The sequence below is a fragment of the Pseudomonas sp. TH07 genome, assembly GCF_016651285.1.
In the GTDB taxonomy this organism is placed as follows: Bacteria; Pseudomonadota; Gammaproteobacteria; order Pseudomonadales; family Pseudomonadaceae; genus Aquipseudomonas.
Genome location: NZ_JAEKED010000001.1, coordinates 2,437,501 through 2,452,234, shown reverse-complemented (window position 1 = coordinate 2,452,234; position 14,734 = coordinate 2,437,501). Strand labels below are relative to the sequence as shown.

Sequence of the window (14,734 nt, the reverse complement as noted above, 5' to 3'; positions counted from 1 at the left end):
CACAGAGACCCGGCTCAAAGCATGTCTTTTGCTACTGCCGTACACAGCATTGCGCCGGCCAACCGCCGCCGTGGTGCTTTGAGTAGCCCAAGGCATCTTTGAGGTTCGCCGATGAAACTGGAAATATTCCGCACACTCTGGGGTTATACCGCGAGCAAGGCCCAGGCCCTGGACGAGCTGCTGGCCGCCGGCTTCGACGGCATGGAAGCGCGCCTGCCCCTGGAAACCCGCGACCGCACCGAATTCGGCGCCTTTCTGCGCGCCAATCACCTGCCCTATATCAGCACCGTGTTCAGCGCCTACGAGGTGCTGCCCAAGCAATCGGCGGCGCCCGCAGAACACTTGCAGGACCTTGATCGCAAACTGGCCTGGGCCGCCGAACTGGGGCCGCGTTTCGTCAACGTGCTGGCGGGCAATGACCGCTGGAGCCTGGCGCAACAGGTGGAGTTCTTTGGCCTGGCCCTGGAACTGGGGCGCAAGCACGGCCAGTTCTGCAGCTTTGAAACCCACCGCTCGCGCTCGCTGTTCAACCCCTGGCTGACCCTGGACCTGATCCGGCAATTGCCCGACCTGCGCTTCACCAGCGACATCAGCCACTGGATCGTCACCTGCGAGCGCTTGCTGGACGACCCCCATGACGACCTCAGCCCGTTCGTCGAGCGCGTGCACCACATCCAGGCCCGGGTCGGCTATGACCAGGGCCCGCAGGTCCCCCACCCCGGCGCCCCGGAGTACGCCCGCGAACTGGCGTTCCACCAGCAGCACTGGGAGGCCATCTGGCGTTCGCAGCAAAGCCGGGGTTACCCGGTCAGCACCCTGACCCCGGAATTCGGCGCCGACGGCTACCTGCATCACCTGCCCTTCACCAATGTCCCGGTGGCCGACCTGTGGTCGCTGAACCAGTGGATGGCCCGTACCGAGCGTCAGCATTTCGACCGTTTCCATCACTCAACCCAGCCATGAGGGGCTTGCGCCATGCCCGCTAAAACCAATCACGCCAATGCCAACTTCAGCAGCATCCCGGTGGTGGATATCGCCGGCCTGTTCAGTGTCGAGCTGGAGCATCGCCTGGCGGTCGCCGAGCAACTGGGCGCGGCCGCCAGCGAGGTGGGGTTTCTCTACATCACCCACCACGGCATCGCGCCGCAACTGATCGCCGATCTGCGCCAGGCCGCCAGGGACTACTTCGCCCAGCCGCTGACGGCCAAGATGCAGCACTACATCGGCACCTCCCAGAGTCACAAGGGCTTCGTGCCCGAAGGCGAAGAGGTGTACGCCAAGGGCAAGCCGGACCACAAGGAGGCCTTCGACATCGGCTTCGAAGTACCGGCCGACGACCCGCTGGTGCTGGCCAACACTCCGCTGCTGGGCCCCAACGACTGGCCGACACTGACGGGTTTCAAGGACGCGGCCCAGGCCTATTACGCTGCGGTGTTCGCCCTCGGCCGGCGACTGTTCGGCGGCTTCGCCCTGGCCCTGGGCCTGGCGGAGGACTACTTCGACGCTCTGGTCACCCGCCCGCCATCCAAGCTGCGGCTGATCCATTACCCGTTCGACGACACGGCCCAGGATGCCCCGGGCATTGGCGCCCACACGGACTACGAGTGCTTCACCATCCTCATGGCCGATAAACCCGGGCTGGAGGTGATGAACGACCAGGGCCAATGGATCGACGCACCGCCGATCGGCGACGCCTTTGTGGTGAACATCGGCGACATGCTCGAAGTCATGACCGCCGGCGCCTTTGTCGCCACCGCCCACCGCGTGCGCAGCGTCAGCGAGGAGCGCTATGCCTTCCCGCTGTTCTATGCCTGCGACTTCCATACCCAGATCAAACCGCTACCGCAATTCGCCAAGGCCAACGCCGAGTACGAACAGATCGCCATTGGCGAGCACATGTACGGCCAGGCCTTGCAGACCTACCAGTACCTGCGCCGGCGCGTGGAAAACGGCGAGATCCGCTTGCCGGACAAAGCCCGCAAGCCATCGAGCTTCGGTCACCTGAAACACCAGCCCCAACCGTCCTGATTGCCTTCGCCCACCCCTGGAGTGCCACCCCATGCTCAACAAAAACAACCTTGTGCGCCTGACCCTGCTCACCGCCGGCCTGCTCGCCGCCGGCACTGCCCTGGCCAGCACCGCCACCCCGGGCCAGCTGAAGATCGGCATGGAAATCACCTACCCGCCGTTCGAGTCCTATGACAGCGACAAGAACGTGATCGGCTCCGACCCGGAACTGGCCCACGCCCTGGCCAAGCACCTCAAGGCCAAGGCCGAGTTCGTGGATACCAAGTTTCCCAGCCTGATCCTCGGCCTCAACGCCGGGCGCTATGACGCCATCATCTCCGGCATGTACATCACCCCCGAGCGCCAGACCCAGGCCCTGACCATCGCCTACGCCAAGACCGGCGCGGCGATCATGGCGCCCAAGGACAGTGGCCTGAACCCGCAGACCCCGGAAGACCTGTGCGGCCTGAAAGTCGGGCTCGAACAGGGCACCACCTGGGTCGGCCAGTTGCAGAAACTCTCCAGCGACTACTGCGTGCCCAACAACAAGGGCGCGATCAGCGTCAGCGAGTACCCCTCGGCCCCTGAAGTGACCCAGGCCCTGCTCTCGAAAAACATCCAGGCCCAGGTGGAAATCGCCGGCGCGGCGAAGATGATCGCCGAGCGCACCAATGGGCGGGTGGTGGTCACCACCGCGCACCCGATCTACCAGCAAACCCTGGGCATCTTCGTCAAGAAGGGCAACGACGCCACCTACAAGGCACTGCAGGAAGCCTTTGCCGAGAGCCGCAAGAACGGCGACTACGCGGCGATCCTCAGCAAATACAACCTGGAGCCGGTGACCGAGTAACCGGCGCGGCGCGCAAGGATGCGCTCCGGACTGAACCGCGATCGAGGGCACCGCGCCCGTCTTGAAGCCTGCGATCCGAGCGGCTGAGGTAGTTATGCAATTCGACTGGTCCTATTTTTTCTCCCTGTTTTCCCTGCCCAGCTTCTGGCACGCCTGCGTCACCGTGGTCCAGCTCAGCGCCCTGGCCTGGTTTATCGGCATGCTGCTGGGCTTTCTCCTGGCCTCGGCCAAACTCTCGAGCACGCCCTGGATCCGAGCCCCGGCGGCGGTCTATATCTGGTTTTTCCGCAGCATCCCGCTGCTGGTGCTGGTGGTCTTCGTCTACAACCTGCCGCAGTTGTTTCCCGTTACCGGCGCGGTGCTGTCCAACCCCTTCTACTCCGGGCTGTTCGCCCTGGTGGTGACGGAAGCGGCGTACATGGCGGAGATCCATCGCGGCGGCCTGATCTCGGTGGCCAAGGGGCAGAAGGAAGCCGGCCGCGCCCTGGGCATAGGCCTGCTGGGCCTGCAACGGCTGATCGTCATCCCCCAGGCCTTTCGCATCTCCCTGCCCACCCTGATCAACGAGTACATCACCGTGGTCAAGCTGACCTCGCTGATCTCGGTGATCTCCCTCACCGAGTTGCTGACCGTCGGCCAGCGCCTGTACGCGCAGAACTTCCTGGTGATGGAAACCCTGGCCGCCGTGGCGGTGTATTACGTGCTGATCGTCAGCGTGTTCGGCTGGCTGCTGCAGCGCCTGGAGCAACACCTGGATCTGAACCTGCGCAAGCCCCAGACCCTGGACGCAGCCAGCGTCGCCCGGCTCAAGGCCCACACCCGGCAACAACCCGCCCAACTGCGCGCGGAACCCGGTCCCGGCAGCCCACCGGCCTTGCAGTTGCAGAACATCCACAAGCGCTACGGCGACCACCAGGTGCTCAAGGGCATCGACCTGCAGGTCGCCAGCGGCCAGGTGATCTCGATCATCGGCCCCTCCGGCTCCGGCAAGACTTCATTGATCCGTACCGTCAACGGCCTGGAGCGCATCGACCAGGGTGAAATCGTGTTGTTCGGCAACAGCTTTATCAACGCCGGTGACAACCTCAACAGCCCCCAGGTGCGCGACGGCGTGCGCCACATCGGCATGGTGTTCCAGAACTTCAACCTGTTCCCGCACCGCTGCATTCTCGACAACATCACCCTGGCGCCGCGCTACCACGGCGTCAGCCAGAGCCTGAGCGAGCAACAGGCCTACGCCCTGCTGGACAAGGTCGGCCTGCTGGCTCACGCCCGCAAATACCCGCACCAGTTGTCCGGCGGCCAGCAGCAGCGAGTCGCGATTGCCCGGGCCCTGGCCATGGAGCCGGCGATCATGCTGTTTGACGAGCCCACCTCGGCCCTCGACCCGGAGCTGGTGGGTGACGTGTTGAATGTGATCCAGAACCTGGCCCGCGAAGGCATGACCATGCTGATCGTCACCCACGAGATGGACTTTGCGCTGTCGATTTCCGACCGGGTGATTTTTATGGAGGACGGCCATATCCAGCTCGACGCCAGTCCGAGCGCGATCCGCCAGGAGGCCGCAGGCGAGCGGGTCCGGCGCTTCATGGGCCTGGAAGCGCCAGGCGAGGCGCCACGCACCCGTGCCGGGTAACGAGGCGGGTTGCTCGCCCGGGGCCTAGCCCAGCTCCAGCATCAGTCCGCTGAGGCGCTTGACCTTGCGCCGCACGGCCTCTTCAAACACCCCGGCGCGGGGCTCGATCAGGCTGAACCAGTCCTTGGCGCGGGTGATGCCGGTGTAGATCAGTTCCTTGGTCAGCACCGGGTTCAGGGCGTCCGGCAATATCAGCGCGGTGTGGGCGAACTCCGAGCCCTGGGATTTGTGCACGGTCATGGCGTACACGGTTTCCACATCATTGAGCCGGCTCGGCAGTACAAAGCGCACCCCGCCCTGGCCATCGTTACGCGGAAAGGCCACACGCAGCACCAGGCGCCCGGCCTCCGGCCCCTCGTGCTCGGGCAGTTTCAGGGCAATGCCAATGTCGCCGTTCATCAGGCCCAGGCCATAGTCGTTGCGGGTCATGAGCACCGGACGGCCTTCGTACCATTGCTGCTCGCTGTCGATCAGCCGCGCCTTGAACAAGGCACTGGTCACCCGCAGGTTCAAACCCTCGACGCCCCACGGGCCCTTGCGCACCGCACACAGCAACTGAAACTGGTCGAAGGCCTTGAGTACGTCCCGCGCCCAGCGGGTCCAGAGCGGATCTTCAAGGGCGGTGCCGGCCGGCGGTCGCTGGCTGCGCAGCAGACTCAGGTAATGCCGGTAGCCTTGCGGGCCGTCGCCATGACCTTCGAGCAGCAGGCGCTCCAGGGCACGGTCCTGCTCGCCCTTGAGGCTCAGGGCATAGAGGTCGGCGTGGCTGCGGGCCGCCAGCAGGCGCCGCGCCTCATCGGCCTGCTGCTGGTTGACCCAGCGCGCCAGCTGGCCGATGCCGCTGCCTTCGCCGAAGCGCCGGGAATGACGCAGCATCACCACCTGCTGGGCCAGAGGATGGGTCTGCCCGTGGTCTTCCTGCAAGCCGCTGGCGGCGAGGTTTTCGCCGCTGATGGCCTGCAACCAGTCGCGGGTCGCCGGGCTGTACCAGCCGGCTTCGGCATCGCGGCACAAGTCGCCAAGCACCGCTCCGGCTTCCACTGAGGCCAGTTGGTCCTTGTCACCCAGCAGCACCAGCCGCGCATGCATCGGCAAGGCATCGAGCAGGTTGGCCATCATTTCCAGGTCGATCATCGAGGCTTCATCCACCACCAGCACGTCCAGTGGCAGGCGATTACCGGCGTGATGCCGGAAGTGCCGGGTGCCCGGACGATTGCCCAGCAAGCGGTGCACGGTGGTCACTTCACTGGGGATTTTCTCGCGCACACTGTCGGCCACGGCCAGGGAACGCACCTGCAGGCTGATGGACTCGGTCAGGCGCGCAGCGGCCTTGCCGGTGGGCGCGGCCAGGCGAATCCGCAGCGGTTTGCCGGCCTCCACCGCCGGCGCCTGGAGCAAGGCCAGCAAGCGCACCACGGTGGTGGTCTTGCCGGTGCCCGGGCCGCCGGTGATGATGCTGAACGCCCCCCGGGTGGCCAGGGCGCAGGCAAGCTTCTGCCAATCGATCGGCCCCGCTGCCTTGGCCGGACCGAACAGGCCGTTCAAGCGTTCGGCCAGGTCCGCAGGCGTCGGTTCCTGGAGCGCCAGGCGCTGGCGCAGGGCCAGGTCGATACGGCGCTCATAGGCCCAGTAGCGACGCAGGTACAGGCGCTTGCCCGACAACACCAACGGCCGCTGCCGAGCCTCCTCGGCACCATCGGCCGCCAGTGCCACCAGGCGACTGGCCGCCAGGGCCTTGCACCAGTGAGCGCCGTCGAGGCTGGCCAGCACGTGGGACGGCAGCAGCGCACCGCCCTGCAGGTCGCCTTCGGGGGGCAGGGACAGGGCGAAGTCAGGCTCCTTGAGGGTTTCGAACAGGTCCAGGCACACATGGCCGTGGCCCAACTGATGGCTGGTCAACGCCGCCGCCATCAGCACCAGCGGGTCGCCGTCGGGTTCCAGCTCATGCAGAAAGCCGACAAACGCCTTGTCCAGGGCACGCAGCCAGCCGCGCTCCAGCCACCGATCGAGCAACAGCATCAGGTCGCCGGCACGGGCCAGGGGCGCCAGGTCGGGTTGCGGCGCGGGCGCCAGGGGCGTCAGCAGGTCATCGTTCATAGCAGTACTCCCTGTTCCCAGGCGGGCTCAGCCTTCGGCAGTTCGGGCTTGCCCTGGAACATGCGGTCCAGGCGTTCGATCAGCTCCCGTGGCGGCCGGGCAAACACCAGCCCCTGGCTGGCCGAACGGGTGCCGCGCAAAAACAGGTAGAGCGCGCCGCCCATGTGCCGGTCGTAATCGTAATCGGTGAGACGGGCCTGCAACTGACGGTGCAGGGCCAGCAGGTAGAGCACGTATTGCAGGTCATAGCGGTTGTCGAGAATCGATTGTTCCATGGCCTGCTCGGTATAGGCCGCGTCGTCCACGCCGAGCCAGTTGGATTTGTAGTCGGCCACGTAATAACGGCCCTGATGTTCGAACGTCAGGTCGATAAACCCCTTGAACATGCCGTTGAGCAACACCGGTTCGGCCGTGACCCGAGGCACGCCGTGGTGGGTGTGCTGGCGCACCAGTTCATCGAGCTTGAGCACGTCGACCTTGTGGCTGGCAAACCAGAACTCCATCTCCACCCGGTACTCGGTCAGTTGACTGAGCACCACCGGCGGTTGCCCCGCGCCGACAGCCAGAGGCGCCTGCAACAGGTGCTGCATCCAGTCGCTCAGGGTCGGGATCCAGCCTTCCCAGCCACGCCGATTGCAACGCCGGGCGATGGCATCCTCGATGGCCTCGGGGCCGGCGGCGAACCCGTCTTCCCCGGCCCACTCCAGCAAGCCATGGAGAAAGGTCCCCGGGTTCGGCCCCCGCGGGAAACGATGGATATCACCGCCGCTGGCCGCGACCTCACGGGGCGCATCGGGGTCGAGTCGTTCATCGTCGAACAGCTTTTGCGCCTGCGGGTTTTCCGGTGCCTCGGTGCCAGCGCCCAGGCTGTCGCTGATGCGCAGGGCACTGTAGGAAGCGATCCACCAGTTCTCCGCAGCACGTCGGTTCGGCAGCAGTACCGCCAGCAGGCTGGCGTCGTTGCGCGGCGGGGTAAAGCGGTTGTCCCAGGCCTCGGGCATGGGCTCGACACCGAGCGCCTCGCAGCCCTCCTGCAGATCGTCCAGCCAGCGGTTCAGGCCAGCGGACTCATTCAATACCGCACCGCCCCCCAGCAGATAGCCGAGGGCCGAGAGGTGCAGCACCGAGCTGTTATTGCTGCCGCGCTTGAGGTCGGTGACGCCCAGCCAGCAGGCGTGTTGCGCTCGGGTCAGGGCCACGTACAGCAGGCGCAGGTCTTCAGCCAGACGCTCCTCGTCAGCGCGGGCAATCAGCTCGGGAGTCGGGCGCAACGTCACCTGGGCCTTGCCCGCGGTGTCGTGGTAATGCAGCGGCAGGCGGCTGCCATCCACCGGTTTGGCCGAACAGATAAACGGCAGGAACACCAGTGGGTATTCCAGCCCCTTGGACTTGTGGATGGTCACCACCTTGACCAGTTGCTCGTCGCTTTCCAGGCGCAGGATCTGCTCTTCACCGGCCTGCCCGGACAACGCCAGATGCTCGGCCAGGTGACGGATCAACGCCTGTTCGCCATCCAGCTCCGCCGCCGCTTGCTGCAACAGTTCAGACAGGTGCAGCAGGTTGGTCAGCACCCGCTCGCCATCGCTGCGGGCGATCAGGGCCTGGGGCAGCTGAAAGTCATGCAACAGGCGGCGCAACATCGGCAACACGCCCTGAGTGCGCCAGATCGCCCGATAACCACGGAACTGCATGACCCGGGCTTCCCAGGCCAGTTCGTCCTGGTTCAGCCGCTCCAGCTCCGCCAGGGGCAGGTTCAGGGTCAGCGACGCCAGGGCCGCACGCAGCGGGCGTTCGACGTCCGGCTCGGCACAGGCCTTGAGCCAGGTCAGCAGGTCACGGGCTTCCTGGGCGGCGAACACCGAGTCCTTGTCCGACAGGTACACGCTACGCACGCCACGGGCCGCCAATTCAGCGCGCACGGCCTGGGCCTCTTTACCGTCGCGCACCAGGATTGCGATATCCGCCGGCAGCAGGCCCCGCAGCGCCTGGCCGTCCCGGGCAAAACCGCTACGGCCCTGCTGGCCACCATTGAGCAACTCGACAATCTGGCTGGCGCAGGCACCCGCCAATTGCTGTCGATACACCACCCCGGACAACGGCTGTTCGGCCGACAAGTGCCAGAGATTCATCGCCGCAACGGCCTGGCCGTCGATCAGCAACTGTTCCTTGCGCCCCTGGGACTCCACCGGCAGAAAGGGCACCGGGTTGTCGCCATCCGGCTCGCGAAAGAGAAAGGCGCCATGGCCCTGCTCCCGCAGTTCGGCACGCTGAAACACATGATTGACCGCACTGACCATGGCGTGGCTGGAGCGGAAGTTGGTACCCAAGGTGTGCAGACGGCCACTGGTGGCCTGGCGCGCGCGCAGGTAGGTGTAGATGTCGGCGCCGCGAAAGGCGTAGATCGCCTGCTTCGGGTCGCCAATCAGGAACAGGCCGGTGTCCGGATTGTTGTCCTCGATGCGGTAGATGCTTTCGAAGATCCGGTACTGCACCGGGTCGGTGTCCTGGAACTCATCGATCAGCGCTACGGGAAATTGCTCGCGGATCAGGGTTGCCAGGCGCTCGCCGCCGTCTGCCTGCAAGGCCGCGTCCAGGCGCAGCAGCATGTCGTCGAAGCCCATTTCGGCCCGCCGCCGTTTCTCTTCCTCGAATCGCGTCCCGACCCACTGTGCCGCGTGCTGCAGCACCGCCGCGTCCGGGCTGGGCAAGGCATCCAGGCTGGCCTTGAGCTGGGGCATGGCGTCCAGTCCGGGGTGGTGCGGAGCCTCGCCCTTCCAGGCCTCGCTCATGCCGTCGGCGGTCAGGCGGCTGAAGCCGGTGCCGATGTCCAACTGCTCGGCACTTTCATCCTGGGCCCAGGCGCTGATCTTTTCGAACCAGGGCTCGAAGTACCGGGCCTGCATCTTGCGTCCATCGACGCTCTTGCTGGCCACGCCTTGCAGGCAGATCTCGCGCAACTCGGCGACCCACTGCACCCAGGGCGCCTTGAGCTCGACCAGCGCCTCGCGACGCTCCTGCAGGCAGGCTTCGATCAGCTCGCTGGGGGATTGGGTTTGCGGCTCCCGGCGCTCGCTGCCAAACAATGCCCGCACTCGCGGCAGCAGCGCCGCCGGCCCGCCCCAGTTGGCCCGTACCCAATTCAGCGCATCGCCCTGCATCGGGTAGCAGAACAGCCGCCAGTAATCGCGCAGCACTTCGCCCAGCAGGTCGCTGTGGTCGGTTTCCAGGGTCTGGGTGAACAGGCTGCCGCTGTCGAACGCGTGCTCGCGCAACATGCGCTGGCACCAGCTGTGGATGGTCGAGACCGCCGCCTCGTCCATCCATTGCGCGGCAATGTCCAGGCGGTTGGCGCAGGCGGCCCAGTGCTCGGGAGCGAACTGCCCGCGCAGGTCGGCAATCAGGCTGTCGCTGGCAGCGATCTCGTCACGGAAGAACCGTGCGGCCTCGGCCAGGCGCGTGCGGATGCGCTCACGCAGCTCCTTGGTCGCGGCGTCGGTGAAGGTCACCACGAGGATTTGCGGCGGCAGCAACTCCCGGCCAAAACCGGCCGGCTCGCCACCGTGGCCCAGCACCAGGCGCAGGTACAGCGCGGAGATGGTGAAGGTCTTGCCGGTGCCGGCGCTGGCCTCGATCAGTTGGCTGCCACGCAGCGGGAAGGCCAGGGCCAGGGGGACTTGCTGGGTCATGCATCGGCCTCCGTGCTGAGGGCTGAACGCCAGGGCGCGGTGAGCAGCGGGCGATAGAGTGTCTCGACCCAGCCGCTGAAACTTTCGTCGGCGACCAGGGCGTTGTAATCGGCGAATTGCCGGGCCAGGGCCGGGCTCTCGCGGCGCTCGCCATCGGTGGTCTGGCCATCGCCTTCATAGGCTTTGCGCGCGGCGGCTTCGGCCTTGAGCGGGTCGCTCTGGCCCAGCCAGGCGAACGCGGTTTTCACCGCCACCGGCAATGGCTGGCGCATCCCGGCCTGCCAGGCCAACAGCAATTCGCCGAGGCTGTCGAGCGCCGCTTGCTGCTCCAGGGCCGGCAACAGCAGGCTGTCGTCACTGGCCACCAACGCGGTGCTTAACGGGTAGCCGCTGGCACAGGCCACCAGGTGATTGACCCACACCCGAATCAGTCGGTGCCACTTGCGGGTCTTGATCGAGCCGATGCTGTTAGGGATGGCGGTTACCGACAACAGGCCGCCGTCGCCGCGCTGATGCAGGCCGCTGAGCCAACCCTCCAGGCGCACGCCCTTAAGCTCCAGGGAGACCGGCAAGGCGCTGGTCACCGGGGTCGGCCACAGGCTGAGCAATTGCTGGTAGCGCTGCAACAGGTCCGGCAGCGGCTCGATCAGCTCGCGCTGCAGGCACTCGCCAAAACCGGCCATGGGCAACAGGCCACTGGCTTGCAGCCGTTGTGCCTGGGCCTGCAAGGCCTGCTCGGGGTGCTCGGTATCACCGAGGGCAGCTTCCAGCAGGCTGTCGCTGAGGCTGTAACGTTGCAGGGCGTCGAGGACGAAAGGCTCTTCATCGGCCAACGGGGCTTCCAGGGCTTCGAAGAACACCTTGAGCCGCTGGCTGAAAAAGTGCCGCACCGGGTTGCGCAAAAAGTCCTGCAACTGCCCCAGGCTCAGGGGTTCTTCCTGGACGTAGGGCGCCAGTTGTTCCGAACCCGTTTTCGGGTCGTGCTGCTGATGCAGCAGTTGCCACTCACGGGCGTAACTGAACAGCGCATCGCCCTCATGGAAATAGCGGGCGCTGAAAGGTTGCAGCGGATGCTCCTGGGTCATGCCTTCCAGCAGAGGCGCCTCATCGACCAGGGACCAGCCGCTGGCCAGGTGGTCGCGCAGCTGGCCGATCAGCACCGAGGCCGGGCGTTCGCTGTTGTCACGAATGCTGCGCCCGACCCAACTGACGTACAGCTGGTTGCGCGCCGAGAGCAAGGCTTCGAGCAACAGATAGCGGTCGTCTTCACGGCGGGAACGGTCGCCGGGGCGGTAGTCGCTGCCCATCAGGTCAAAATCCAGCGGCGGCTGGGCACGCGGGTAATCGCCATCGTTCATGCCCAGCAGGCACACCAGCTTGAAAGGGATCGCACGCATCGGCATCAGGGTGCAGAAGTTCACCGCACCGGCGAGAAAGCGCTGGGACAGGCGTCCCTGGTCGAGCCCGGCCAACCAGGCTTCGCGCACTACGGTCAGGGGTAGCTCGTCTTCCAGGCCGACCGACTGGCAGGTCTCGAGCCAGGTTTCTCGCAGGTCTTCCAGCTGGCTCAGCAGGTAGTCGTCGTGCTCGGTCTCCGCCAGGAAGAACAACTGCATCAGCCCTTGCAGGCGCTCGCCCCACTGCTGCGGCGTCGCGGCCTCCGTCAGTTGCCCATAGGCCACTTGCAAGGCGTCGAGCAGCGCCACCAGTGGGCCGATCAGCGCCGCGTCCAGGCCGCCGATTTCGTCGTAGGGTTCAATGCCATCGCAAGCGGCGGAGCGGCCCACGGCGTAGCCCAATAACATGCGGCGCAGGCCGAAACGCCAACTGTTTTGCTCCAGCTCCTCGGGCAGCCCCAACTGTGCACGCTGCTCGGCGCTCATGCCCCAGCGGATGCCGGCGCCTTCGATCCAGCGGTGCAGGGTCGGCAGGTCGGCTTCATCCACGCCAAAACGCGCACGCAAGGCCGGAACATCGAGCAGGTCGAGAATCTCACTGACCGGGAAGCGGCTGTCCGGCAGCTTCAGCAAGTGCTCCACGGCGATCAGCAACGGGTCGCGCCCGCGCTGGCCCTGGTCGGTCAGAGTGAAGGGGATAAAGCGTCGGTCATCGCGTTCCAGCTGCCCGAACACCGCACGGATATGTGGGGCGTAACTGTCGATGTCCGGAACCATCACGATCACATCACGAGGGCGCAGGTCGGGATCGGCACTGAAGCGGGCGAGCAACTGGTCGTGGAGGATTTCCACCTCGCGCTGGGCGCTGTGGGCAATGTGAAAACGGATCGACTGATCCTGCGTCAGATCGATCGCCGGCCAGTGTTCGCGGGTCTCGTTCAATGGGCGCAGTTCGAGGATGTCGTCCTGCAATTGATTGAGCATGTTCTGCGGCTGGTTTTCGCTGAACAGGTCGATGCGCCCATCGCGAAAGGCCGCACGGTAACTGCTGGGGTCGTCATAACTGTCGAGCAGGCTGATGTAGTCACGGCCCTGTTTGCCCCAGGCGGCCAGCAGCGGATGCGCATGCTGATGCAGGGTTTGTGGATCAAGGGCAACCGGCATGCCGGCCTTGCGCGCCTGGCGCTTGTATTGATGCCGCAACAGGTCTTTATCGGCGACGATGTCGGCCCAATGGTGACGACATGGGTTGTGCACGCAAAGCAGCACCTGGCTGAATCGCGCCAACCCCGCCAAGGCTTCCAGGGCCTGGGCCGGCAGTGAAGAAATCCCGAACACGATCACCCGCGACGGCAAGCCCTTGGGCGCGACATCCAGCTGGTTGATGCGCTCGATAAAGCGCTGGTGAACCCCGGCCCGACTCTGGGCCATGCCTTCGGCCCCGACATCCAGCAGCAAGGCTCGCCACAACTCGGCCTGCCAGCAGTTGGCAGGGGTCAGCGGCTTGGCCTCGCCTCGACCATTACGCAATTGATGCCGGCCTGCGGCCCAATCTTCCAGCCAGTCGGCGCGGTACACCTGATATTGGTCAAACAGGTCCGCCAGGCGCTCCGCCAGTTGGTAGCGCTTACGCAGGTCGGTGTCGTGGGTCAGGAAGCGTTGCAGGGGCTCGAAGTGCGGCTGATCGATCAGCTCGGGCAACAGGCGCATCAGGCGCCAGGTCAGCGGGGCTTTATCCAGCAGGGATTTGGGCGGGATTTCATCCCGTCCCAGCACCATGCGATACAACTGCCACATAAAACTGCCCGGCAGTTGCACATCGATGGCGGCGGCAATACCGCAGCCTCCCAGGTCGTCATCCTGTGGGTCTTCCGCCAGGGCCAGCTTCAACCACTGGGCGATGCCGTTGCTTTGCACCAGGGCGATTTCATTTTCCAGGGGCGCCAGGGGGTAACGCCGCATGACGCTGATCACCAAGCTGCGCAGCTCATCCAGGCTGTTGCTCTGGACCACCATAAAACCAGCGTTGAGGGACGTAGCGTCCGGCATAGAGGCTTCCTTGGAAAATGCACAAGCGAGGGTGGGACTTTAGCAGTGAGAGCAGCAGTAAGCTTCAAGTGGATAGCGGCAAGTGGGAGCCGAACAAGGTGCCTGTAAGGTCGCCCCCGCACAGCCAGTACTTTCCTGCGCGCAAAAACAAAACCCCTGATTGCGTTAGCAATCAGGGGTTCTGGAATTTAATCTTGACGATGACCTACTCTCACATGGGGAAACCCCACACTACCATCGGCGATGCATCGTTTCACTGCTGAGTTCGGGATGGGATCAGGTGGTTCCAATGCTCTATGGTCGTCAAGAAATTCGGGTACTGAGTCGTGACCAGTTGGTCTCGCTTCAGCAAATTGGGTATGTAATAGATTTGTGTGTTTCTCTCGAACTTTCGGTTCGTTTCGTCTTCACACACCGCAATCAGGTTCTTCTTTCGAAGTTACGAGATTGCTTGGGTGTTATATGGTCAAGCCTCACGGGCAATTAGTATTGGTTAGCTCAACGCCTCACAGCGCTTACACACCCAACCTATCAACGTCGTAGTCTTCGACGGCCCTTCAGGGAACTCAAGGTTCCAGTGAGATCTCATCTTGAGGCAAGTTTCCCGCTTAGATGCTTTCAGCGGTTATCTTTTCCGAACATAGCTACCCGGCAATGCCACTGGCGTGACAACCGGAACACCAGAGGTTCGTCCACTCCGGTCCTCTCGTACTAGGAGCAGCCCCTCTCAAATCTCAAACGTCCACGGCAGATAGGGACCGAACTGTCTCACGACGTTCTAAACCCAGCTCGCGTACCACTTTAAATGGCGAACAGCCATACCCTTGGGACCGGCTTCAGCCCCAGGATGTGATGAGCCGACATCGAGGTGCCAAACACCGCCGTCGATATGAACTCTTGGGCGGTATCAGCCTGTTATCCCCGGAGTACCTTTTATCCGTTGAGCGATGGCCCTTCCATACAGAACCACCGGATCACTAAGACCTACTTTCGTACCTGCTCGACGTGTCTG

The 14,734-nt window shown here is 64.6% G+C and carries 7 protein-coding genes and 2 rRNA genes (1 of these 9 cut by a window edge); 4 read left to right on the top strand and 5 right to left on the bottom strand.

The genetic code is table 11. The features are described 5' to 3' along the window. Positions 1 to 111 precede the first annotated feature (111 nt). The 4 genes from JFU57_RS11420 (at position 112) to JFU57_RS11405 (ending at position 4,493) form a co-directional block, all read left to right on the top strand. On the top strand, positions 112 to 963 hold the full coding sequence (locus JFU57_RS11420; RefSeq protein ID WP_201129318.1) for a sugar phosphate isomerase/epimerase family protein: 852 nt from the start codon (positions 112 to 114) through the stop codon (positions 961 to 963). A gap of 12 nt (positions 964 to 975) precedes the next feature. Then, positions 976 to 2,028 carry an isopenicillin N synthase family dioxygenase gene (locus JFU57_RS11415; RefSeq protein WP_201129316.1) on the top strand — a complete coding sequence of 351 codons (1,053 nt, stop codon included), beginning with the start codon at positions 976 to 978 and terminating at the stop codon, positions 2,026 to 2,028. A gap of 31 nt (positions 2,029 to 2,059) precedes the next feature. Next, the gene (locus tag JFU57_RS11410) at positions 2,060 to 2,857 is read left to right on the top strand and encodes an ABC transporter substrate-binding protein (protein ID WP_078474065.1); all 798 of its coding nucleotides are present in this window, start codon (positions 2,060 to 2,062) and stop codon (positions 2,855 to 2,857) included. Between the two features lie 94 nt (positions 2,858 to 2,951). Beyond that, positions 2,952 to 4,493 carry an amino acid ABC transporter permease/ATP-binding protein gene (locus JFU57_RS11405; protein WP_201129315.1) on the top strand — a complete coding sequence of 514 codons (1,542 nt, stop codon included), beginning with the start codon at positions 2,952 to 2,954 and terminating at the stop codon, positions 4,491 to 4,493. Positions 4,494 to 4,517: 24 nt separating this feature from the next. On the opposite strand, the gene recD is transcribed toward JFU57_RS11405, so the two are convergent. From recD to JFU57_RS11380, 5 genes are all read right to left on the bottom strand, one after another. Then, complete coding sequence (gene recD, locus JFU57_RS11400) at positions 4,518 to 6,590, bottom strand: exodeoxyribonuclease V subunit alpha (protein WP_201129314.1); 2,073 nt, start codon at positions 6,588 to 6,590, stop codon at positions 4,518 to 4,520. After that, a complete protein-coding gene (gene recB, locus JFU57_RS11395; RefSeq protein ID WP_201129313.1) occupies positions 6,587 to 10,276 on the bottom strand; it encodes an exodeoxyribonuclease V subunit beta in 3,690 nt (1,229 codons plus the stop codon). The genes recD and recB overlap by 4 nt, the downstream gene beginning before the upstream one ends. Then, positions 10,273 to 13,722: an exodeoxyribonuclease V subunit gamma gene (recC, locus tag JFU57_RS11390; RefSeq protein ID WP_201129312.1), complete on the bottom strand. Its 3,450-nt coding sequence runs from the start codon at positions 13,720 to 13,722 to the stop codon at positions 10,273 to 10,275. The genes recB and recC overlap by 4 nt, the downstream gene beginning before the upstream one ends. A gap of 192 nt (positions 13,723 to 13,914) precedes the next feature. Continuing rightward, positions 13,915 to 14,030 (bottom strand): 5S ribosomal RNA (gene rrf / locus JFU57_RS11385). 154 nt (positions 14,031 to 14,184) lie between these two features. After that, a 23S ribosomal RNA gene (locus tag JFU57_RS11380) occupies positions 14,185 to 14,734 on the bottom strand; it runs 2,342 nt beyond the window's last position.

What these genes read in the sequence shown, in the direction of transcription:
- recC (WP_201129312.1), bottom strand. Translation starts at nt 13,722, where the DNA reads ATGCCGGACGCTACGTCCCTCAACGCTGGTTTTATGGTGGTCCAGAGC.
- JFU57_RS11405 (WP_201129315.1), top strand. Translation starts at nt 2,952, where the DNA reads ATGCAATTCGACTGGTCCTATTTTTTCTCCCTGTTTTCCCTGCCCAGC.
- JFU57_RS11410 (WP_078474065.1), top strand. Translation starts at nt 2,060, where the DNA reads ATGCTCAACAAAAACAACCTTGTGCGCCTGACCCTGCTCACCGCCGGC.
- recD (WP_201129314.1), bottom strand. Translation starts at nt 6,590, where the DNA reads ATGAACGATGACCTGCTGACGCCCCTGGCGCCCGCGCCGCAACCCGAC.
- JFU57_RS11415 (WP_201129316.1), top strand. Translation starts at nt 976, where the DNA reads ATGCCCGCTAAAACCAATCACGCCAATGCCAACTTCAGCAGCATCCCG.
- JFU57_RS11420 (WP_201129318.1), top strand. Translation starts at nt 112, where the DNA reads ATGAAACTGGAAATATTCCGCACACTCTGGGGTTATACCGCGAGCAAG.
- recB (WP_201129313.1), bottom strand. Translation starts at nt 10,276, where the DNA reads ATGACCCAGCAAGTCCCCCTGGCCCTGGCCTTCCCGCTGCGTGGCAGC.